The following is a 21,407-nucleotide window of genomic DNA, read 5'->3' as shown; positions in this document are numbered from 1 at the left end:
TTCAGCTGCGGCTGGTCCACCACAGGCCCGCCAGGCTGATGAGGGCAGCCGCCGACATGTAGAGGCCGACGAGCGCGACGCCCTGCATCCCGATCAGCCAGGTCGCGACGATCGGCGCCAGCGCGCCGCCCAGGATACCGCCCAGATTGAAGGCGAAGGACGCCCCGGTATAGCGCAGCTGGGTCGGGAAGAGGGCGGGCAGATAGGCGCCGAGCGGGCCGTAGATGAAGCCCATGACGAACAGAGCGAGGCTGAGCGCGACGAAGATCGGCAGCAGCGCCGCGGTGCCGATCAGCGGGCCGAAGACGATGCCCATGACCAGTGTGCCGGCACAGCCCCAGGCGAGCACGCGGGTGGGGCTGCTCCTGTCCGACCACCAGCCGGCGATCACGATGCTGAGCGCCATGAACATGATGGCGCCAAGCTGGATCGCGAGGAAGATTTCCCGGTCGATCTTGAGCGCGGTGGTGCCATAGCCCAGCGCAAAGGCGGTCGCGATATAATAGACGGCGAAGCAGGCGGCGCAGGCGAAGGTGCCGGCGATGGCCGCGCCCAGATGAGTCGAGAGCAGGGTGGCAAGCGGCACGGCGGGCGGTGGTGCTTCCCGCTGCGCGGCGGCAAATTCCGGCGTCTCGGTGAGCTTGAGGCGGACCCAGAGGCCGAGGATCACGAGGACCGAACTGCCCAGGAACGGCAGGCGCCAGCCCCAGGCGAAAAATTCCGCATCGGTCAGGAAGGCGCCGAGCAGCAGGAACAGGCCATTGGCGGCGATGAAGCCGACCGGGGCGCCCAGTTGCGGGAACATGCCGAAGCGGGCGCGCCAGCCTTCGGGCGCATTTTCGACCGCCAGCAGTGCCGCGCCGCCCCATTCGCCGCCCAGGCCAAAGCCCTGGCCGAAACGCAGCACGCACAGGATCAGCGGCGCCCAGAAGCCGATCATGAGATAGGTCGGCAGGAAACCGATCAGCAATGTGCAGCCGCCCATCAGCATGAGCGAGGTGACGAGCGTCGCCTTGCGCCCGATGCGGTCGCCATAATGGCCGAAGACGGCGGCGCCGAGCGGCCGGGCGAGGAAGGCGAGGGCGAGGCTGCCATAGGAGGCCATCAACTGCGCCGAGGGCGAGGAGGCCGGAAAGAAGAGCGAGGGGAAGATCAGGCTGGCGGCGGTGGCGTAGATATAGAAGTCGTAAAATTCGACCGCCGTGCCGATGAGGCTCGCTGCCAGCACCCGCTTGTGCAGCCACATTGCGCCCATGCCGCTCGTCTGTTTCACGTCTTCTCGCCCCCTTTGGCGTCATGCCAGCGAAGGCTGGCATCTCTCTTCTTCCACATGTGTAAAGAAAAATGAGATCCCAGCCTTCGCTGGGATGACGTTATGATGTCTTTCGTTTCTGGTTCAGCAGCTCATAGGCCATGACCGCCGTCGCGACCGCAGCGTTGAGGCTGTCGGCCTTGCCGAGCATCGGCATCTTCACCAGCTGGTCGCATTCGGCTTCGTAGCTTTCGGGCAGGCCCTGCGCCTCATTGCCGACCAGCAGGAAGCTGGGGCTCTGATAGCTCGGTTCCTGATAATCCTGGGTCGCTTTCAGGCTGGTGCCGATCAGTTCGCCCGGCCCCTGGCGCAGCCAGTGCATGAATTCGCCCCAGCGTGCCTGGGTGATCGACTGGGTGAACAGGGCGCCCATGCTGGCGCGCACCGATTCGACCGAGAAGGGGTCGACGCAATCGTCGATCAGGATGAGGCCGCCGGCGCCCACCGCGTCGCCGGTGCGCAATATGGTGCCGAGATTGCCGGGGTCGCGCAGCGACTGGGCGACGATCCAGATGTCGGCCGTGCTGCGGTCGAGCTTCTCCAGCGGGGTCAGCCGGTCGCGATAGACGCCGACCACGGCCTGGGCATTATCCTTGCCGCTGATCTTGGACAGAATATCGGGCGTGGTTTCGATCACGTCGCCGCCGTCCGCCTCGATCGCGTCGATCAGGTCGAGCGCGAGCGGGTGGGTGGAGCCGGCATGGAAGAGCATTTCGGGCAGCACGCCTTCCTCGCGCGCTTCGGTCAGGATGCGCAGCCCTTCGGCAAGGAACAGCCCTTCGGCCTTGCGATATTTCTTTTCCCGCAGCGAGCGCACGCGCTTGACCAGCGGGTTGGAAAAACCGGTGATTTCGCGTGCCACGTTCTGCGTCCTGCCTTCTGGTCCGCGACCAGTGCGGACGAAGCGGCCTCTCTATCGAGGGAATGGGGAAAAGGACAGCCTTTCGGTGTCAGTCGGGCTGGGCGGCGTCCGTTTTCGTGATGACCACGCGATTGCGACCGCCATGCTTGGCCGCATAGAGGGCGACATCGGCGGCGGCGATCCAGGCGTCGCTGCTGGTCCGGTCTGGCCCGATCTCGGCAATGCCGAAGCTGGCGGTGACGCGCAGCGGCGGGATGTGGGCGATTTCCAGCGCGGCGATGGCATCGCAGAAACGCTGGGCGGCAGCCCCGGCCTGCGCTGCGTTGCTCTCGGGGAGCAGCACGCCGAACTCTTCCCCGCCCAGCCGCCCCAATATGTCGTTCGGGCGCTTGGTCCGGTCGCAGCAGGCGGCGACCTCGCGGATCACGACATCGCCGGCCGGGTGGCCGTGGGTGTCATTGACCCGCTTGAAATGATCGATGTCGAACAGCAGCAGGCTGGCCGGACGCGCATAACGGCGGAAGAGGGCGATATGCTTGTCCATTTCCGCCACGAAGGCGCGGCGGGTGAGGGCGCCGCTCAGATGGTCGCGCTCGGCGATGCGGCGCAGTTCCAGTTGCTCCACCACCAGAGCGCCGAGATTTTCGAGGATGGCGATCTGGCCGGGATCAAATTCGCGCGGCACGGTATCGATCGCGCAGAGGGTGCCGACATTATAGCCGTCGGGCGTCGCCAGCGGGACGCCGGCATAGCTGCGGATATTGGGATCGCCGGTGACCAGCGGATTGCTGCTGAACCGCTGGTCGGAACAGGCATCGGGGACGACCATCGGCACACGGTCGCGGATGGTGTGGTTGCAGAAGGCGATGTCGCGCGGGGTTTCGGTCGCGTCGATGCCGGTGCGCGACTTGAACCATTGGCGATCGCCGTCGATCAGCGACACGACCGACATCGGCACGCCCAGGATCGACCGGACAAGCTGGGTGATGCGATCAAAGGCGGGCTCGGGCGGCGTGTCGAGAATTTCGTAGCGGCCGAGCGCGGCCAGGCGGGCGGCTTCGTCGTTCAATTTCGTGTCGAGCATGGCGCCTATCCACTTGAACCGGTGGCGAATGCTGCCTCCCGATCAGCGGTCGCCCTATGTCGCAAGATGGGGCGGCGGGGCCGTGACGTCAATGTCGGGATGGGAACCCGTCGCGGCAACGCGGCCGCTGGTCGCGCCTATTCCTCGCCGAACTTGTCTTCGACCAGGGCGACGAGCTGGTGCAGGCTGTCATGCGCGTCGGGGCCGGCGGCGCTGATGGTGATGCTGTCGCCCATGGCGGCGCCGAGCATCATCAGGCCCATGATCGACGTGCCGGTGACTTCGCTGCCATCCTTGCTGACGGTGATCTGGGCGGGCAGGCCGCTGGCCAGGGTCACGAATTTCGCGCTGGCGCGGGCGTGGAGGCCGCGCTTGTTGCTGATCCTGACTTCCCGGCTGATATCATTCATGAGGTGCTGCCCAGCAATTCCGATGCGACGCTGATATATTTCTGGCCTGCTTCGCGGGCAGCGGCGACGGCGGCGCGCACGTCCATCACCTTGCGGGCGCTTTCCAGGCGGATGAGCATGGGCAGGTTGATGCCCGCGATCACCTCGATCTCGCCGGCCTTGAGCAGCGAGATGGCGAGGTTGGAGGGGGTGCCACCGAACAGGTCGGTCAGCAGGATGACGCCAGCGCCGTCATTGACGCGCGCGACCGCCGCCGCGATGTCCGCGCGGCGCAATTCCATGTCATCCTCCGGCCCGATGCAGATCGTTTCGATCTGCTGCTGCGGTCCCACGACATGTTCCATGGCCACGACGAATTCCGTCGCAAGCGACCCATGGGTGACGAGTACGAGTCCGATCATCTGCTTCCGCGGCCCACCTTTGTCATGATATTGCTTTCGGGCCTCCCGGTCTGCGCTTCTCCAGACTGTCCTGGGGCGCTGATTCCATATTGCGGTGCGAGACGGTGGGCGAAAAGCCCGCATCTTGCAAGTATCTAGCGACATGTTCGGCGACATGGACCGAGCGGTGGCGCCCGCCGGTGCAGCCGAAAGCCACGGTAATATAGGTTTTGCCCGCTTCGGCGTAGCGCGGCAGCAGGGTCGTCAGCAGATCCTGGATCTTGCCCAGCGCCTCCTGATAGGCAGGGTCGGCCTGGATATAGGCGGCGACATCGGCGTCGAGGCCGGTCTTGGGACGCAAATCCTCGTCCCAGAAGGGGTTACGCAGGAAGCGCATGTCGAACATCAGGTCGACATTGCGTGGCACGCCGCGCGAATAGCCGAAGGAGAGGATGGTCAGCACCGGGTCGGAGAGCTGTTCGCGGGCGAAGCGGGCGCGCATTTCCTGCTGTAGCGCATTGGTCGACAGGCTGGTGGTGTCGATCAGCTGGGCCGACCAGCGGCGCAGCGGTTCGGTCAGTTCGCGTTCGCGGGCGATGCCGTCGGCGGCCGGGCGATCCTGCGCCAGCGGGTGGCGGCGACGGGTTTCGGCATAGCGGCGTTCCAGCTCGGCGCCCGAGCAGTCGAGGAACAATGTCTCGATATCATGGCCGTGCCGTTCGCGCAGCGCCTTGATCCGCTGGACGATGGCATTGGCGTCGAAGCCGCGGGTGCGTGCGTCGATGCCGAGCGCCAGCGGCCGGTCATCCTCCCCGCCATGACCGGCGGGCAGGGGCGTGTCGAGCAGGCGGTCGAGCAGCACCAGCGGCAGATTGTCCACCACTTCCCAGCCCATATCCTCCAGCGTCTTGAGCGCCGTGGTCTTGCCGGCGCCCGACAGGCCGGAGACGAGCAGGATGGTCTTGGGCGCGCTATCGCTCATGTCTTGCCCAGGGCCTTGAGCGCGAGTTCGACCTTGATCGGGGCGGACGCCTCATGCGCGACGACGGCGACCAGCGGAATTTCGACCCCGGCGATGGTGCGGGTGGCGGCGTGCATCGGCATGCGTTCGACCGTTTCGGCCAGGTCGACGATCAGCGCCACCGGCGAATCGCCGACATGGGGCACGGGCACGATGCCGATGCCGCGCACTTCCATCTTGCCGCTGATGGTTTCGGGGGCGGTGGCGATCAGCCGGCCGTCGACCCGCTTGAGCAGGGTATAATCGTCGGAAACCAGCGTCGCACCGCGATCGATCAGGCGCAGGGCAAGGTCGGACTTGCCCATGCCGCTGGCGCCATAGAGCAGCACCGAGCGTCCCTCGATCGCGACGGTCGTTGCGTGAAGCGTCTCTGATGAAAGTGCCCGCACCATGTTCCCCTGCCTTCCTGCTTCTAGCCCCAGTTCGCCGCGTTGGAAATCGAATTGCGTCGATTCACGCGACATCGCAGCGGAGCATTGTGGCCAGCAGGAATGAACAGCTTATTGCTTTCATTCGGACATTATGCCGGGGTCGCGTTCCACGGCCATGGGCAGACGGACGATGAAGCGGGCGCCGCTCAGCCTATCCTCGCGGTCGGCGATGCTGATCTTGCCCTGATGCCCCTCGACGATCGAGCGGGCGATGGCGAGGCCGAGGCCCGAATGCTTGCCGAACGCCTCGCCTTCCGGGCGGACGCTGTGGAAACGGCGGAAGACATGCTCGCGCTCGCCCTCGGGCACGCCGGGGCCTTCATCCTCGACGCTGACCAGCACTTCATTGTCGGCAACGGTGGCGATGATCTGGACCAGCCCGTCGTCGGGCGAGAAGGAGATGGCATTGTCGATCAGATTGTCGAGCACGCGCACGATCCGCTGTTCCTCGCCCAGAACGACCGCGACTTCCTTGCGCGGGCGGGCGAAGGCGAGGCGGATACCGCGTGGCACGCCGCGTGCTTCGCGCGCTAGCACCATGCGTTCGATCAGCAGGCCAAGGTCGATCGGCTCGAACCGGGTGCGGGATAATTGGGCGTCGATGCGGGAGGCTTCGGCGATGTCGGTGACGAGCCGGTCGAGCCGGCGGACATCATCCTGTGCGATCGCCATCAACTGATCGCGCAGGTCCGGCCGGTCCACCCGTTCGAGCGAATCGAGCGCGGAGCGGAGCGAGGCGATCGGGTTCTTGAGTTCATGGCTGACGTCGGCGGCGAAGGCGTCGGTCGCGTCGATCCGCTGGCGCAGCGCATGGCTCATGTCCGACAGGGCGCGGGCGAGCATGCCGATCTCGTCGCGCCGCTCGGGCAGGCGGGGCACGGTGACTTCACGCGCGCGGCCGAGGCGAACGCGCACGGCGGCACGGGCCAGGCGCTGGAGCGGCTGGACGATGGTGCGGGCGAGGAACAGCGACAGCAGCACCGAGGCGAGGACGGCGGCGGCCAGCACGATGCCCAGGCGCAGCCGTTCGGCGCGGACGATGCGGGTGATGTCGCGCGCATTTTCGGTCGCGAGCAGGCCCGAGCCGTCGCGCACGGCGACGGCGGCCGAAATCATGAAGGTGCGGTCGGGCGCGTAGCGGTTCATCGCCTGGGGCTGGCGCGTCTTGGCGGCCAACACCAGTTCGGGCCAGGCGCTGGCGCGATCGACGGCGGGTTCCTCGAAATTGGGCGGGCGATCGGCGGAGACGACGCGGTCGACCGCCTTGTCGAGGAAGCGGGCGACATGGCGCTGCCATTCTTCTTCCGAGGGCAGGCGCAGCCGGTAGCGCGGCGCATCCATGGCGAAGCTGTCGGCCATCAGATTGCCAGCCGCGTCATAGCGGCGCACCCGGTCGCCGGTCTGGCGCGCATAGGCGGCGATCAGCGCATTCTGCCGGTCGGCAGGCGCATTTTCCAGGCCGATGGCGAGCAGCTTCAGCTCGCGCGCCGACTGTTCCAGCCGATCGTCGACGATCCGCGTGCGATAGCTGTCCAGATAGAAGAAGCCGCCCGCCAGCAGGGCGAGCGCGAAGACATTGACCGCCAGGATGCGCGGGGTGAGGCTCAATCGCCCCGACCAGCGCACCGCGAGCGGCGCGTCCTCATTCTTCGGAGAAGCGGTATCCGGCGCCATAGAGCGTGTCGATTGCGTTGAAGTCAGGGTCTACCTCTCGGAATTTGCGACGCAGCCGCTTGATATGGCTGTCGATCGTGCGGTCGTCGACATAGACGTCGTCCTGATAGGCGGCGTCCATGAGCTGGTTGCGATTCTTCACCACGCCGGGCCGTGCAGCAAGGGTTTCCAGGATCAGGAACTCGGTGACGGTCAGCGTCACATCCTTGCCGTCCCATTTCACCCGGTGGCGGGGCGGGTCCATCTCCAGCCGGCCGCGCACGATCGGATCGGATGGCGGCTCATCGGCGGCTTCGGGCGTGCGGCTGATTTCTGCGCGGCGCAGGATGGCGCGGATGCGCGCGATCAGCAGCCGCTGCGAGAAGGGCTTGGAGATATAATCATCCGCGCCCATGGCCAGGCCCAGCGCCTCGTCCAGCTCGTCCGCCTTGGAGGTCAGGAAGATGACCGGCATCTGGCTCTTTTCGCGCAGGCGGCGCAGCAGTTCCAGCCCGTCCATCTGCGGCATCTTGATGTCGAACACGCCAAGGTCGGCCGGATTTTCGGTCAGCGCCTTCAGCGCGGTTTCCGGGTCGGTATAGATGCGCGTGACGAACCCTTCGGTTTGCAGCGCGATCGACACCGACGTCAGGATATTCTTGTCATCATCCACCAGCGCGATGGTTGCGGTCATGCTGCGTCCCGGAACGTCATGATAAAATGGGTGAAGGCATCCAGCGTTAGACGATGGCCGCCGGGCCTGCAAGGAAGGGGCGTTGCAATTGTTGCTGCGACCCGTGCGTCGTTTTTCGGGACGGGCTGTGGTTCGCCCCTATTTGACGGCCGTAACGCAAAGCCCTATGCCGGTATGGCTTGAAGGGGAGGATGTCCGCGCGACAAGGATCGCGGCGCTCCCGGACGGGCCGGTCGCATAAAAAGACAAGCGACTAAGGGACTTTTTACATCAGGAGCTAAGGCGTGCAGGCCAAATCCTCAATCACCCTGGTCGACCAGGGCATCTCCACCCATGCCACCCAGTTTTGGAACCTCGGCACCGCGCCGCTGGTCGAGGCCGCGCTTGCCAATGGCGAGGGCATTTTGGCCAAGGACGGCCCGCTGGTCGTCAAGACCGGCAAGCATACCGGCCGCAGCGCCAGCGACAAGTTCATCGTCCAGGATGCCGAGACGCAGGACACCGTCTGGTGGGGCAAGACCAATGTGCCGATGACGCCGGCGCATTTCGCCGCGCTGAAGGAGGATTTCTTCAAGGCGCTGGGCGAGAAGGACAAGCTCTATGTCGCGGACCTCTATGGCGGGTCGCAACCCGAATATCGGGTCAATGTGCGCGTCATCAACGAGTTCGCCTGGCATAATCTGTTCATCCGCACCCTGCTGGTGCGGCCCGAGGCGCAGGCGCTGGCCGACTTCGCGCCCGAATATACCATCATCGACCTGCCGACCTTCGTCGCCGATCCGGCGCGCCATGGCTGCCGCAGCGAGACGGTGATCGCGGTCAACTTCACCGAGAAGCTGATCCTGATCGGCGGCACCCGCTATGCCGGCGAGATGAAGAAGTCGGTGTTCGGCATCCTCAATTATCTGCTGCCGACCAAGGGCGTGATGCCGATGCACTGTTCGGCCAATATCGGCCCGAATGGCGACACGGCGGTCTTCTTCGGCCTCAGCGGCACCGGCAAGACGACGCTGTCGGCGGATGCCAGCCGCACCCTGATCGGCGATGACGAGCATGGCTGGTCGGACCAGGCGGTCTTCAATTTCGAGGGCGGCTGCTATGCCAAGATGATCAACCTGTCGGCCGAGGCCGAGCCGGAGATCTTCGCCACCACCAAGCGTTTCGGCACGGTGCTGGAAAATGTCGTGATCGACGAGGAAAGCCGCGAGATCGACCTGGACGACAACTCGCTGGCGGAAAATAGCCGCGGTTCCTACCCGATCGACTTCATCCCGAACACGTCGGAGAAGAATCTGGGGCCGGTGCCCAAGAACATCATCTTCCTGACCGCTGACGCCTATGGGGTTCTGCCGCCGATCGCGCGGCTGACCCCGGAACAGGCGATGTATCACTTCCTGTCCGGCTATACCGCGCGCGTCGCGGGCACCGAGATCGGCGTGACCGAGCCGACCGCCACCTTCTCGACCTGCTTCGGCGCACCCTTCATGCCGCGCCATCCCAGCGTCTATGGCAATCTGCTGAAAGAGCGGATCAACAAGGGCGGCGTCACCTGCTGGCTGGTCAACACCGGCTGGGCTGGTGGCAAGGCGACCATGCCGGGGATCAAGCGGATGCCGATCAAGGTCACGCGCGCGCTGCTCAACGCCGCGCTCGACGGCAGCCTGAACAGCGCCGAATTCCGCACCGATCCCAATTTCGGGTTCGAGGTGCCGGTGGCGGTCAATGGCGTCGACAGCCAGATCCTCGACCCGCGCGCGATGTGGGCGGACAAGGACGGCTATGACGCGACGGCCGCGACGCTGGTGAAGGCCTTTGTCGACAATTTCGCCCAGTTCGAGGAGCATGTCGACGATGGCGTGCGCAGCGCGGCGCTGACGGCGGCCTGAATGGGCGCCTGATCGGACGCAGCAATGTAGTGAAGGGGCCGGGGCGGGAACGCTCCGGCTCTTTTGCTTTTGGCGGGGCGCGCGGCGGTGCTATGCTGTCCGCCTATCATGGCAGCGGAGATTAGCATGGGCATGTTCGACAATCTGATGGGCAATCTGGGCGGGCTGGAAGCGATCGCGCAGAAGGTCGGGCTGGAGCCGGAACAGATGCAGGGCCTGCTGAACGAGATCGGCGCCAAGATCGGCAGCGGCGAAACCAGCGTGTCGGCACTGGCAGAGACGGCGGCCGAACATGGCGTGTCGGCCGATGCGCTGCAACAGCTGCTGGGCCAGTTTGGCGGGCCGGAGGCGATATTGGGCCAGCTCGGCGGCTTCCTGGACCGCGATGGCGACGGCAATCCGCTCAATGAGCTGAGCGGCCTGGCCAAGGGGCTGTTCGGCTGAACAGGGTGCGGCGCGGGCCGGCAAAGCCGGCCCTTGGTTGCCCCCAAGTTTTTTTGGCCTTGCCTTCGCGATGCGGTGGGGCCATTTGCGGACTACACCATTATTGCGAATGATCCGCAACTAGCGCCGCCCGATCATGGCGGCGCCGACGAAATGCAAGGATAAGGTCTTGACCGACGTGACGATCGAAAAGCCGGTTCTGGAACCCACCGGCGCGCTTTCCGTGGAAACCGTGCTGTCGGTGAAGCACTGGAACGAGCATCTGTTCAGCTTCCGCATCACCCGCCCGGCAAGCTTCCGCTTCCGCTCGGGCGAGTTCATCATGATCGGCCTGAAGGGCGATAACGGTAAGCCGCTGCTGCGCGCCTATTCGATCGCCAGCCCCGCCTGGGACGAGGAAATCGAGTTCCTGTCGATCAAGGTGCAGGACGGTCCGCTGACCAGCAAGCTGCAGAAGATCGAGCCGGGCGACCAGATCTATCTGGGCCGCAAGCCGACCGGCACGCTGGTGACCGACGCGCTGCTGCCGGGCAAGCGGCTGTTCATGCTGTCGACCGGCACCGGCCTCGCGCCGTTCCTTAGCCTGCCGCGCGACCCGGATGTGTATGAGTTTTACGAGCAGGTCGTGGTGGTGCATTCGGTGCGCCGGGTGAGCGACCTGGCCTTCCGCGACGAGATGGAAGGCAAGTGGGCCGAAGACCCGCTGGTGTCGGAACAGGCCGCCGGCCAGTTCCATTATGTGCCGACCGTGACGCGCGAAGAATTCCCCAACAATGAGCGCATCGACAAGCTGGTCGAGAGCGGCAAGCTGTTCGAGGGGATTCCGGGCGCGGCGAAGTTCGATCCCGAAACCGACCGGATCATGATGTGCGGCAGCATGGAGATGATCAAGCAGTTCGCGGCCTATTTCGAGGAGCAGGGCTTCACCGAAGGCTCCAACGCGGCGCCGGGGCAGTTCGTGATCGAGCGCGCGTTCGTCGGTTAAGGGCTGACGTTAGAGAGATAGGAAGGGCCGGGGGAGCGATCCTCCGGCCCTTTTTTGTTGCGTCAGGTCCGTTCGTCCTGAGCGAAGTCGAAGGACGCGCCGAGCGGAGCGAGGTGCCTCACTGCGTTCGGCAGAAGGCTTCGACTTCGCTCAGCCCGAACGGTTCTTTTACGCCCCTTTCCGGCCCGCGACATAGGCGTCGACATTTTTCGCCAGCACGGTCATCGGCACACCGCCGCCCTTGACCACGGCGTCGTTGAACAGACGGAAGTCGAACTTGTCGCCCAGCGCCTGTTGAGCCATTCCGCGCAGGCGGACGATTTCGCCATGGCCGACCTTGTAGCCGCAGGCCTGGCCCGGCCAGGCGCAATAACGGTCGACCTCGCCCTGCACATCCTCGACGGTGGAGCCGTTGGTGGTGGCGAACCAGTGGATCGCCTGTTCGCGGGTCCAGCGCTTGGCATGAAGGCCGGTGTCGACCACCAGGCGGCAGCAGCGATAGGCGATCGACTGGAGATAGCCCAGCCGCCCGGCGACATCGCCGTCATAGGCGCCCAACTCGTCGCCCAGCTGCTCGGCATAGAGCGCCCAGCCCTCCGAATAGGCGTTGAAGGCGAGCATGGAGCGGATCAGGGGCAGCCTGTAGGTATATTCGCCCTGCCAGATATGGCCCGGAATCCCCTCATGATAGCAAAGCGTCGGCAGCGAATAGCGCGGCCAGATGCTGGTATCGCGCAGGTTGATATAATAATTGCCCGGCACGCTGCCGTCGATCGTGCCCGCGCCGGCATAGGCGCCCGGCGCCCCGGCCTCGATCTCCACCGGCACCCGCTTCACCACCAGCTTGGCCGGCACCAGAGTCGCGAAGGCGCGGGGCAGGCGGGTGCGGATATCGGCCAGGCGCCCGTCGATATAGGAGAGGATCTGCTGGCGACCCTTGTCGTCATTGGGGAAGAGATAGCGCGGATCCTTGCCCATCGCCGTCATCCGCTCGCCCACGGTCCCCTTGGTCATGCCGAGGGATTTCAGCAGCCGATCCATTTCCGACTGAAGGGCCTTGAGCTGTTCCTGGCCCAGCGCATGGACTTCGTCGGGCGACATGGTGGTGGTGGTGCCGGCCTGGAGCGCCCAGCCATAATAGGCATCGCCCTGCGGCAGTTTCCACACGCCCGCATCCATGGTGGCGGTGGTGCGCTGGCGGGTGAGTTCGGCGGCCTGGCGGGCGAGGGCGGGGGCGATGGCGGTGCGGGTGATCTGCTGCGCCTTGGCGGCATGGTCGCCCCGCATGTCGCGGGTGCGGCGCGCGATCGAGGCGACCGGCACCCACTGGTCGATCGGCTGGCCCTGCACCGCCTTCATCTGGCCCAGCGTCTTGTCGAGCAGGAAGGCGGGGGCCACGACGCCGATGCCGGCATCATGCTTCAGCCGCTCGGTCTCACCGTCGAGATTGGCGGCATATTGGGTGAGGCGTTCGAGATAGGCGTCGGCGTCGGCCGGGGTGGCGATGGCGTGATTGGCGTCGAGGAAATCGGGCGTCTCGATGAAGGCGCCGGTATTCTGCGCAACGGCATAGGGCGCGTTGCGATAGGACCAGTTGCTGTTCATCATCGCCATGTCGCCAAAGGGGAAGGCGAAGCCGGCATCGGCCAGTTCATGGGCGGCGCGCACTACCTCCACATCGGTGCGGGTGGCGGGGGACAGGGCGTCGAGATCGACGGCGCGCAGCTGGGTCAGGCGATCCTTCACATGGGCGGCGATCCGGGCCTGGCCGGCCGGGCTCTTGTCGCCCAGGCGCGCTTTGAGCGGGGCGCGGGCGCCGGTATCGAGGCCAAGGCCGCTGGCCGTTTCGGGCGCATCGGCCAGCATCGCCTCGGCCATGCCGGCGAGCAGCGCTTCGGCGCGAGCGTCGGCTGTCGTTGCCTGCGCCAGGGCGCGGGCGGGGAGGGCGGACAGGGCGAGGGCGGAGGAGCCGGCGACGAGGAAATCGCGGCGGGAGGTCGTCATGGGGGTTGGGTCTCCGTAGGAAATCACGCGGCTGGCGCGATTTCCGAGTCATCCGGCGGGGCGCCGGGTTGGAAATCGCACTCTTAACTTCGCATATTTCCCGCACATTTCGACATCTTATTTCCTACCCGCGACAGATCATAATAATCGGGCGATGCAGCCAAGGTCGATCTCCGGCGCGCTGATCGAGAGTTCCGCAACCAGATCGCGCAGGGCGATGCGCTGGCGATGGGGCATGGCGGCGCGGGCGCCGCTGCGCTCGGCACAGATGGTGCGCATCGCCGCCAGCATCACCCGATTGTCGGGCGCGCGGCGATGGCCGACTACCACGCCGCGCCGGACGACGGGGCGGACCTGCGCGCAGCGGGTCAGGGCGATCGCCTGGGCACGGGCGGCATCCAGCCCCATTTCCAGCGCCCAGTCCCAGGCGGCGGCAAAGCTCTCTGCCCCCTGTTTCTGCCGCAGCTGATAGGCCGAGCGCGGCGAACAGCCGACGCTGCGCGCCGCCTGCGCCACCACGCCACAGCGCGCCAGCATGTCGATGAAGGCCCGCTGCGCGGCCGGCGACCAGCCCGACGCGCGCCGGCGCAGCATCGGGACGGAGGTGAAGTGGAGAAGGGGCATGTCGGTCATGCCAGCGAGGCTATCATGGGGGTGGAGGTGTAGGACAGGGAACGACATATGGCCTGCTTGCAGAAATTCATTTCATGGGGCAATCGCATGGAATGTTGCCTGAAATGCCGGTTCAAGGCTGGATTCTGATTGCGCTTGCTGCCGCGGCTTATACGCCTGCGCTGTATGTCTACCGTTATTTGTCCGATAGCCCGGCGCGACACGACGTGACTGCTCCTCCAAAGGATTTCAGTTGGCGGACTCCTCAGCACTTCTATCGAAATGTCCTGATCGTCATTGGACTGGTTGCGTTGGCCAGCTTCATCTTCACATCCACTGCCGAAAATTTCGCGCGATCACCTTCCTTTTTTCCGCTGTTGATTGCAGCAGGCGGTCTTTGGTCGCTGTGGACGGTATATAGAGGGATAGTTTGCGGACAGATCGAACCGCTGGTTCGCGGTTTTTCACGGATTTATGAGCGAACTGAGCAACCCAAGCGTTTCTGGGTTTCGGTGGCCTGGAATGGCTTTCTGGGGTGTCTGTTCCTCTGGCTGGCTTTTGTGACTGCTGGCGAAGCGCCGGATCGTGCGATGCGCGGCAAATGCTCAAATTATGAAGACCATTTCTCACCGAGCGAGGCTGTAGCCGCCTGTAATCAGTTGCTGGCAGGTGATGCGCGCGCCAGCGATCGGTCAGACTTTCTGTTATCGCGGGGTAATGCCCATTACGAACTTAAACATTATCGGCAGGCTCAACGCGATTATGCGGAGTCGATCCGGCTTGATCCCGAAAGCTCCGCTGCCTGGTATAATTTAGGTCTGGTCTATGGGGGCTTGGGTCAGCCAAACCAAGCTTTGGATGCCTATACCAAGGCAATATCTTTTAACGATCGGAACGACGAGGCTTATGCGAACAGAGCAGCGCTCTACCTGAACAGGCAGGAGTTCGATCTCGCAATCAAGGATTTCAATCGAGTAGTTGAGCTGAAGCCTGACGACCCCGAAGCTCTGGAAAATCGCCGGCTCGCATATGCCTGGAAAAAGGATCAGGCCAAGGCGTGGCAGGAGCTTGGCGCTATTGCTGCAGTCGATGAGGAAAGCACTGTTCTTTTGCACCAGAAGGCGTTGCTCAGTCTCAAGGTCAACGATCCGCGCCGGGCAATTGAATATCTTACGCAGGCGATAGCGGGCAATGGTCGCGACAGGTGGGCAATCACCTTGCGCGCGGAAATTTACGATCGTCTTGGCGAGACCGAAAAGGGCAAGGCGGACACCGAAAGGCTCTTGGAATTGAACCGGCTCGATGCAGGGCATGGGCGGCAGCATTGAGAGGCGCAAAGGATACGCTGGTTCTCAACATTGCCTCCAATTGAGCTGTAATATTTTTTGGTATATCCTTGTCTCGCTCTGCGACAGGAAGGTGCGGCGATGGCGCGCAACACATCGGTGACGATCGGCGATCATTTTACCCGCTTCATCAGCGATCAGGTGCAGACCGGTCGCTATGGATCGGCGAGCGATGTCGTGCGGGCGGGGCTGCGTCTGCTGGAAGAGCATGAGGCGCAGGTGCAGGCGTTGCAGGCGGCGCTGATCGCCGGGGAGGAGTCGGGCGCGGCGACGCCGTTCGATTTCGAGGCGTTCAAGGCGGCCAAGCGCGGCTGTTGAGGCGAGCGGGGCGGTGAGACGGCTGCTTTTTACGCCGGCGGCGCAGGCCGACCTGTCCGACATCTGGGATTATAGCGCGGCGACCTGGGGCGTGGATCAGGCTGATCTCTATATCGATGCGATCCGCGATGTCTGTCTGGCATTGGCGGATGGGCGGCGGCCGGGGCTACCGGTCGATGTGCGGCCCGGCTATCGCAAGGCGCCAGCGGGATCGCACATGATCTATTATCGCGACGGTGGCGATCATCTGGCCATTGTCCGTGTCCTGCATGGGCGACAGGATACGGGGCGGTATTTGGCCTGAAGGAGCGGTCGCTCCGCTCGTTGTGGTGCGCGCGCGTGGTGCTACGATCGGGGACGAGTGCTGAATGGATCCCGGATCAAGTCCGGGATGACGGTGGTTTATTGGGGTGGGGTCAGGTGCCCTCCACCCGCAGCACTGCGCCCTCGGCCCCGGTCACGCGGACCCGCGCGCCCGCTTCGCTGTCCGGGCCGCGGGCGGTCCAGACGCTGTCGCCGACCTTGACCCGGCCTTCGCCGCCGCGGATCGGCTCCACGACGGTCACCAGTTCGCCGATCAGGCGGGCGGTGCGGTCGTTGAGATTGGGGTCGGTCGAGGGCACCGGATTGTCCACATACCAGCGCCGCCCGGCCCAGACCGAGGCGACGCAGAGCGCGGCGAAGATCAAGAGCTGGAGCGGAATGCCGATCGGCAGCGCCAGCGCGGCGAGGCCGGTGATGGCGGCGGCGATCGCGATCCAGATCAGGAAGACGCCGGGGATCAGCACCTCCGCAATCGCCAGCAGCGCGGCGAAGACCAGCCAGGCCCAATGATCCTGGAGCATGCTGAGCCAGTCGGTCATGGGGTGGTCCTGTGGTTGGTGGGGTGGGGTGTTTTTATGTCATCCCCGCGGAGGCGGGGATCCATCTCAGGACATGTCGGGCTTGAACCAAGGTGGGGAGATGTCGAAGAGAGGCGCGGGCCTCTCTTCGACCCGCTTTCGCGGGAATGACGGGGGTGGGTGGGGCCAAACACAATCCGTTCGGGCTGAGTTTGTCGACGCCCTTTTCCTTTGGAAGAAAGGCGCCCCCTTCGACTGCGCTCAGGGGAGGCTTCGACTTCGCTCAGCCCGAACGGTGTTTGGGGTGAGCGTTGCGCTGTGCGCTTCTCGACTTGGCTCGAAGCGAACGGAGGTGGTGGGCGCTTCGGGATGGTGGGGGTGGTTCGGGCGCGCGGGATGGCGATGGGGTGTGCGGTGGCCCAGCCGGCTTGGCCTGGCAGTGCTGCCCGATGGCCTCGCATCGCCACCTTCCTCAGCCCTGGGTCTGGCCGAACGGCCCCCGGCGTGGCGCGGCGGGTGGCGTTGGCTGGGTGGGGGTGTCGCCCAGCGCTTCCTTGGCGAGTTGGCCGATGCCGCCGAGCGTGCCGATCAGCTGGGTCGCCTCGACCGGGAAGAGGATGGTCTTGGCATTGGGCGAGGTGGCGAATTGTTGCACCGCGTCGGTATATTTCTGGGCGATGAAGTAATTGAGCGCCTGCGGATTGCCGGCCGCGATCGCGTCCGACACCATCTGGGTCGCCTTGGCTTCGGCTTCCGCCTCGCGCTCGCGCGCCTCGGCATCGCGGAAGGCGGCTTCGCGGCGGCCTTCGGCTTCCAGGATCTGCGACTGTTTCTGGCCCTCGGCGCGCAGGATCTCGCTGCTTTTCAGGCCCTCGGCCTCCAGGATGTTGGCGCGCTTCTCGCGCTCCGCCTTCATCTGCCGGCCCATGGCGTTGACGATGTCGGCGGGCGGGCGGATGTCCTTGAGTTCCACGCGGGTGATCTTGATGCCCCAGGCGTTGGTGGCGTGATCGACCACGGAGAGGAGGCGGGCGTTGATCTCGTCGCGCTTCGACAGGGTCTCGTCGAGGTCCATCGAGCCCATCACGGTGCGCAAATTGGTGGTGGCGAGCTGCATGATGGCGACATAGAGTTCGGACACTTCATAGGCCGCCTTGGCGGCGTCGAGCACCTGGAAGAAGACCACGCCGTCGACCGACACCATGGCATTGTCCTTGGTGATGATTTCCTGCCCCGGAATGTCGACGACCTGCTCCATCATGTTGATCTTGCGACCGACGGCGTAGAAGAAGGCGGGGTAGAAATTGAGGCCGGGCTTCGCCACCTCGGTAAAGCGGCCGAAACGCTCGATGGTATATTGATAGCCCTGCCGCACCACCTTGACGCTGACCGCCAGGTAGAAGAGCACCAGAAACGTGACCGTGAGTGCGAAGGTCGTCACCATATGTCCTCCCCAGAGAAGGGGATCACTATGGCGGCTATTCGTTAACGGGAAAAGGCAAAGTGATGGAGAGACATAAGATGCAGTTGCGCCACGCCCGATCCCTGCTGTTCCTGCCCGCGTCCAACCCGCGCGCGGTGGCCAAGGCACGCACGCTGCCGTGCGACATGGTGATCCTCGACCTGGAGGATGCGGTGCCCGACGCGGACAAGGCGGCGGCGCTGGACGCGGCGGTGGAGGCCGTGGGCGAGGGCTTTGGCGGGCGGCTGATGGCGGTGCGGATCAATGTCGAGGGGATGCCGTCGCACGGGGCGGAGATGGTGGCGCTCAAGCGCACCGCGGCCGACTATGTGGTGCTGCCCAAGGTCGAGAATGCCAAGCAGGTGAAGGATGTCTATTCCGTCGCGCAGAAGCCGGTGATCGCGATGATCGAGAGCGCGAAGGGCGTGCTGGCGGCGCCGGCGATCGCGGCGGGCGAGGGCTGTGCCGCATTGTTCGTGGGCACCAATGACCTGCGCAAGGATCTGAGCATTCCGCCGTCGGCCGGGCGGGCGGGGCTGGCCCATGTGCTGCAAAGCGTGGTGCTGGCGGCGCGGGCGGCGGGGATCGCGGTGTTCGACGGCGTGTTCAACCGGCTGGACGACGAGGCGGGGCTGGAGGCGGAATGCGCCGAGGGCCATGGCTTCGGCTTTGACGGCAAGACGCTGATCCACCCCGGACAGGTGCCGGTGGCGAACCAGGCGTTCGGCCCGGATGCGCAGGCGGTGGCGGATGCGCGCCGGCTGATCGAGGCGGCGACCGGCGGGGCCGAGCGCTTCGAGGGGCGGATGATCGAGGCGATGCATGTCGACGAGGCGCGGGCGCTGGTGGCGCGGGCGGAGGCGGTCGGGCAATAGCGAAAGGCGACAAGGCATGGCGGTACGGTTCGACAAGGTTGCGATCATCGGGACCGGCCATGTCGGCGCCACGGCCGCCTATGCGATGATGCTGCGCGGGCTGTTCACGCAGATATTGCTGATCGATGCGGACGGGCCGCGCGCACAGGCCGAGGCGCTGGACATTGCCGACGCCAATGCGCTGGCGCGGCCGGCCCATGTCCTGCGCGGCGACTATCGGGATGCGGGCGACGCGGCGATCGTCGTCATCACGGCCGGCGCGACCACCCATGGCGAGGAAAGCCGGCTGTCGGTTGCCGGACGCAGCGCCGCGATCGTGGCGGATTGTGCGCGGCGGGTGGTGGAAGCGGGCTTTGGCGGGGTGATGATCGTCGCGTCCAACCCGGTCGATGCGATGGCGCAGGTGGCGCAGCGCGCGTCGGGGCTGCCGGTGGGGCAGGTGATCGGCACCGGGACGCTGCTCGACAGTGCGCGCTTTCGCCGGCGGCTGGCCGACCGGCTGGGGGTGGCGCCGGTGTCGGTCGAGGGACAGGTGCTGGGCGAACATGGCGACAGCGAGGTGGCGGTCTTTTCGGGCGTGCGGATCGGCGGGGTGACGCTGGACCAGTTTCGCGGTGGCGCGGTGCTGGACCGGGCGGAACTGGCGCATGAGACGATGCGGGCGGGCTATGCGATCAACTATGGCAAGGGCCATACAAGCTATGGCGTGGCGACGGCGATCGTGCGGCTGTGCGAGGCGGTGCGGCGCGACGAGCAGGTGGTGCTGCCGGTGTCGACCCTTGCCCATGGCGAATGCGGCGTGGCGGGCGTCTATCTGAGCCTGCCCTGCGTGATCGGGGCGCTGGGGGTGAGCCGGGTGCTGGCGCCGGACCTGGACGCGGAGGAACGGGCGGCGCTGCGGGCGTCGGCAGCGGTGCTGCAGGGCATCATGGACGGGCTGGAATCCCATTGAAAAATCGCCGGCGATCATCCCTCCGGCAGGTCCACCCTGGGCAGAAGTTCCGCCTCCAGCGCGGGATAGAGGTGAGCGACGCTGCGTTGCAGTTCGTAGCGGGCGGCGGCGATGGTGGCGAAGCGGTCGGGGATGGGGAGGGTGCCGGCCTCCACCATGTCGAGGCCGGACCGCACGGCGGTGCGCAGCGTCGCATCGAGCCAGTCGAGCCAGTCGCGGGTCTGGGCGATGGCGCGGGTGCCGCCGGGATCGAACGGGCCATGGCCGGGGATCGCCGCCTTGTGCGGCAGCTTTGCGAGCGCATCCAGGCTTTCGCGCCAGCGGGCGAGGTTTGCGGTCGGGGTGCTGGGCGCGCGGTCGAGGAAGAGCAGGTCGCCCGCGATCAGCGTGCCGGTGCGTTCGTCCAGCAAGGCGAGATCGGCATTGCTGTGGCCGGCGAGCGGCAGCAGTTGCAGGCGGCGGCCGCCGAAATCCTCCGCCGGCTGGTCGATCCGCCGCCCCGGCAGGGCGAGGTCGGTGCCGCGCATCCAGTCGCCGAGCAGGCGATAGAGCGCATCGGAAAAGCCGCGTCCGTCCCGTTCCATGTCGGTGATGGTGCCGGGCAGGGCGGCGACGATGGCAGGATCGAAGGCGGTGATGCCCATGCCATGGTCGGGATGGAGATGGGTGACATAAACGCGCACGACCGGCTGGCCGGTCAGCGTCTCCGCCACTTTCCCGAGCATATGGCCATAGCGGATCGACGGGCCGGCATCGACCAGCAGCGTGCCGGCCGGGGTGGCGATGATCGTAATATTGGCGATCGCGCCGCCATTGGCGAACAGCATCGGTTCGTCGGCGCCATGGATCATCCACAGGCCATCGGCGACCGGCTGCGGATCGATGCGATAATCGTCCGGTGCGGCCCCGGTCAGCAGCGGGAGGGCGCCGGTCATGCCGGCCAGCGCCTGTCGGCGGCTGAGCATCATCGGCCGGTCGCGCCGGTGGCAGCGGGCAGGGGCGATTGGCGGGCGACCGTCACCTTGGCGAGATAGGCGCGGCCATTGGTGTCGCGCGCAGCGATGGAGAGCGTGTCGCCGGGATGGGCGCGGGGCATCAGGGTGATGGCGGGGTCTTCGGCGACGGCGGCCCATATCTCCATCTGACCGAGCAGCCGGCCGTCAGGGCCGGTCACGCGCATCTGTTCGATATGATAGGTCGGGATATTGGCGACGAAGCCGGTGTCCATCGGATGGCGGAAGGTGACGCGCAGCCGGCTGGCGCCGTCGGCCATCGGCCAGGCTTCGCCCCGCATTTCGCCCAGATGCTGGGCCCAGTCGCCCTTCACCCGGCTGACCGGCGGGGCTGAGCAGCCGCCGCCCGCCGCATCGACCCAGCCGCCGCTGACCAGCCATTGGCCGTCCGCCAGTTGCACCGCGCCGCGCACCGGGGTGCGCTGGTCGAGCTTGATGCGTGTGGCGACATAAGGTTCGGCGCCGTCGGGCCGATAATCGATGGCGATCGGGATGGGATTGAGATCGGCGAGGATCAGCATGCGCCTGATTGGATCGAGGCCGCGCGCGTCGAGCGCGACCGGGAAGCTGCGCTGGTTTTCCGCGATTTCGGGATAGCTGACCTTCACGCGCGGATCGAAGCGGACCGGATCGTCGCCGAAGATGGTCTGCGCATGGGCGGTCCACATGGGCGAATGCAGCGGATCGGCGGGATAGGGCGCGCGGGCAGGCGCGATGCCGCCGCTTGCCAGCAGGCAGGACATGGCCATGGCTGTCAGGATCTTGCGCCTGTTCATCCTCTTCTCCCAAAGTCCATGCCTAGCGCCGGACGAAAGACGCTA

At 65.7% G+C, this 21,407-nt stretch carries 23 protein-coding genes; 8 read left to right on the top strand and 15 right to left on the bottom strand.

From position 1 onward, the window contains the following. Position 1 precedes the first annotated feature (1 nt). From JQK15_RS01110 to JQK15_RS01070, 9 genes are all read right to left on the bottom strand, one after another. Positions 2–1,255 carry an MFS transporter gene (locus tag JQK15_RS01110; protein ID WP_214863912.1) on the bottom strand — a complete coding sequence of 418 codons (1,254 nt, stop codon included), beginning with the start codon at positions 1,253–1,255 and terminating at the stop codon, positions 2–4. 118 nt (positions 1,256–1,373) lie between these two features. Beyond that, on the bottom strand, positions 1,374–2,174 hold the full coding sequence (locus tag JQK15_RS01105; RefSeq protein WP_125997928.1) for a TrmH family RNA methyltransferase: 801 nt from the start codon (positions 2,172–2,174) through the stop codon (positions 1,374–1,376). Between the two features lie 88 nt (positions 2,175–2,262). After that, the gene (locus JQK15_RS01100; RefSeq protein WP_214862989.1) at positions 2,263–3,258 is read right to left on the bottom strand and encodes a sensor domain-containing diguanylate cyclase; all 996 of its coding nucleotides are present in this window, start codon (positions 3,256–3,258) and stop codon (positions 2,263–2,265) included. 137 nt (positions 3,259–3,395) lie between these two features. Continuing rightward, a complete protein-coding gene (locus JQK15_RS01095) occupies positions 3,396–3,668 on the bottom strand; it encodes an HPr family phosphocarrier protein (protein ID WP_004208085.1) in 273 nt (90 codons plus the stop codon). Beyond that, complete coding sequence (locus tag JQK15_RS01090; RefSeq protein WP_004208084.1) at positions 3,665–4,069, bottom strand: PTS sugar transporter subunit IIA; 405 nt, start codon at positions 4,067–4,069, stop codon at positions 3,665–3,667. The genes JQK15_RS01095 and JQK15_RS01090 overlap by 4 nt, the downstream gene beginning before the upstream one ends. Positions 4,070–4,091: 22 nt before the next feature. Further along, positions 4,092–5,030 (bottom strand): RNase adapter RapZ, encoded by a 939-nt coding sequence (rapZ, locus tag JQK15_RS01085; RefSeq protein ID WP_004208083.1) that lies wholly within the window; start codon positions 5,028–5,030, stop codon positions 4,092–4,094. Next, entirely contained in the window at positions 5,027–5,461 is a 435-nt protein-coding gene (locus tag JQK15_RS01080; protein WP_004208082.1) for an HPr kinase/phosphorylase, read from the bottom strand. The genes rapZ and JQK15_RS01080 overlap by 4 nt, the downstream gene beginning before the upstream one ends. Positions 5,462–5,578: 117 nt before the next feature. Beyond that, on the bottom strand, positions 5,579–7,174 hold the full coding sequence (locus JQK15_RS01075) for a sensor histidine kinase (protein ID WP_004208081.1): 1,596 nt from the start codon (positions 7,172–7,174) through the stop codon (positions 5,579–5,581). Beyond that, complete coding sequence (locus JQK15_RS01070) at positions 7,143–7,847, bottom strand: response regulator transcription factor (protein WP_214862987.1); 705 nt, start codon at positions 7,845–7,847, stop codon at positions 7,143–7,145. Before JQK15_RS01070 ends, JQK15_RS01075 begins: the two co-directional genes overlap by 32 nt. A gap of 284 nt (positions 7,848–8,131) precedes the next feature. Here JQK15_RS01070 and JQK15_RS01065 point away from each other — a divergent pair, with 284 nt between their 5' ends. The 3 genes from JQK15_RS01065 to JQK15_RS01055 all read left to right on the top strand — a co-directional run bounded on the left by JQK15_RS01065 (position 8,132) and on the right by JQK15_RS01055 (position 11,162). Then, positions 8,132–9,733, top strand: coding sequence for a phosphoenolpyruvate carboxykinase (locus JQK15_RS01065; RefSeq protein ID WP_017501612.1), 1,602 nt, complete (start codon positions 8,132–8,134; stop codon positions 9,731–9,733). A gap of 126 nt (positions 9,734–9,859) precedes the next feature. Then, complete coding sequence (locus tag JQK15_RS01060) at positions 9,860–10,177, top strand: hypothetical protein (protein WP_004208078.1); 318 nt, start codon at positions 9,860–9,862, stop codon at positions 10,175–10,177. Positions 10,178–10,313: 136 nt separating this feature from the next. Continuing rightward, positions 10,314–11,162 (top strand): ferredoxin--NADP reductase, encoded by an 849-nt coding sequence (locus JQK15_RS01055; RefSeq protein WP_010335536.1) that lies wholly within the window; start codon positions 10,314–10,316, stop codon positions 11,160–11,162. Between the two features lie 168 nt (positions 11,163–11,330). On the opposite strand, the gene JQK15_RS01050 is transcribed toward JQK15_RS01055, so the two are convergent. Both JQK15_RS01050 and JQK15_RS01045 read right to left on the bottom strand, forming a co-directional pair. Continuing rightward, a complete protein-coding gene (locus JQK15_RS01050; RefSeq protein WP_214862985.1) occupies positions 11,331–13,166 on the bottom strand; it encodes a DUF885 domain-containing protein in 1,836 nt (611 codons plus the stop codon). Between the two features lie 138 nt (positions 13,167–13,304). Beyond that, positions 13,305–13,799 carry a hypothetical protein gene (locus JQK15_RS01045; protein WP_214862983.1) on the bottom strand — a complete coding sequence of 165 codons (495 nt, stop codon included), beginning with the start codon at positions 13,797–13,799 and terminating at the stop codon, positions 13,305–13,307. A gap of 92 nt (positions 13,800–13,891) precedes the next feature. Here JQK15_RS01045 and JQK15_RS01040 point away from each other — a divergent pair, with 92 nt between their 5' ends. From JQK15_RS01040 to JQK15_RS01030, 3 genes are all read left to right on the top strand, one after another. Beyond that, on the top strand, positions 13,892–15,106 hold the full coding sequence (locus JQK15_RS01040; protein WP_214862981.1) for a tetratricopeptide repeat protein: 1,215 nt from the start codon (positions 13,892–13,894) through the stop codon (positions 15,104–15,106). A gap of 99 nt (positions 15,107–15,205) precedes the next feature. Continuing rightward, positions 15,206–15,442, top strand: coding sequence for a type II toxin-antitoxin system ParD family antitoxin (locus tag JQK15_RS01035; RefSeq protein ID WP_185703973.1), 237 nt, complete (start codon positions 15,206–15,208; stop codon positions 15,440–15,442). A gap of 13 nt (positions 15,443–15,455) precedes the next feature. Further along, on the top strand, positions 15,456–15,746 hold the full coding sequence (locus JQK15_RS01030; RefSeq protein WP_214862979.1) for a type II toxin-antitoxin system RelE/ParE family toxin: 291 nt from the start codon (positions 15,456–15,458) through the stop codon (positions 15,744–15,746). 112 nt (positions 15,747–15,858) lie between these two features. Here the strand turns inward: JQK15_RS01030 and JQK15_RS01025 are convergent, their stop codons facing one another. Next, the gene (locus JQK15_RS01025; RefSeq protein ID WP_214862978.1) at positions 15,859–16,305 is read right to left on the bottom strand and encodes an NfeD family protein; all 447 of its coding nucleotides are present in this window, start codon (positions 16,303–16,305) and stop codon (positions 15,859–15,861) included. Between the two features lie 451 nt (positions 16,306–16,756). After that, on the bottom strand, positions 16,757–17,728 hold the full coding sequence (locus JQK15_RS01020; RefSeq protein ID WP_214862977.1) for an SPFH domain-containing protein: 972 nt from the start codon (positions 17,726–17,728) through the stop codon (positions 16,757–16,759). Positions 17,729–17,805: 77 nt separating this feature from the next. Here JQK15_RS01020 and JQK15_RS01015 point away from each other — a divergent pair, with 77 nt between their 5' ends. Next, positions 17,806–18,621, top strand: a complete 816-nt coding sequence (locus JQK15_RS01015; RefSeq protein ID WP_214863910.1) for an HpcH/HpaI aldolase/citrate lyase family protein — start codon at positions 17,806–17,808, stop codon at positions 18,619–18,621. Positions 18,622–18,637: 16 nt separating this feature from the next. Next, complete coding sequence (locus tag JQK15_RS27235; protein WP_010335543.1) at positions 18,638–19,573, top strand: lactate/malate family dehydrogenase; 936 nt, start codon at positions 18,638–18,640, stop codon at positions 19,571–19,573. 14 nt (positions 19,574–19,587) lie between these two features. On the opposite strand, the gene JQK15_RS01005 is transcribed toward JQK15_RS27235, so the two are convergent. Both JQK15_RS01005 and JQK15_RS01000 read right to left on the bottom strand, forming a co-directional pair. Next, positions 19,588–20,541: a quinoprotein relay system zinc metallohydrolase 1 gene (locus JQK15_RS01005; protein ID WP_214862976.1), complete on the bottom strand. Its 954-nt coding sequence runs from the start codon at positions 20,539–20,541 to the stop codon at positions 19,588–19,590. Continuing rightward, positions 20,538–21,362, bottom strand: coding sequence for a quinoprotein dehydrogenase-associated SoxYZ-like carrier (locus JQK15_RS01000; RefSeq protein WP_214862975.1), 825 nt, complete (start codon positions 21,360–21,362; stop codon positions 20,538–20,540). Before JQK15_RS01000 ends, JQK15_RS01005 begins: the two co-directional genes overlap by 4 nt. Positions 21,363–21,407 lie beyond the last annotated feature (45 nt).

Source organism: Sphingobium sp. BHU LFT2, assembly GCF_018604485.1.
Classification (GTDB): domain Bacteria; phylum Pseudomonadota; class Alphaproteobacteria; order Sphingomonadales; family Sphingomonadaceae; genus Sphingobium; species Sphingobium yanoikuyae_A.
The sequence above is the reverse complement of the archived record's forward strand: the minus strand, read 5'-3'. Positions and strand labels throughout refer to the sequence as shown.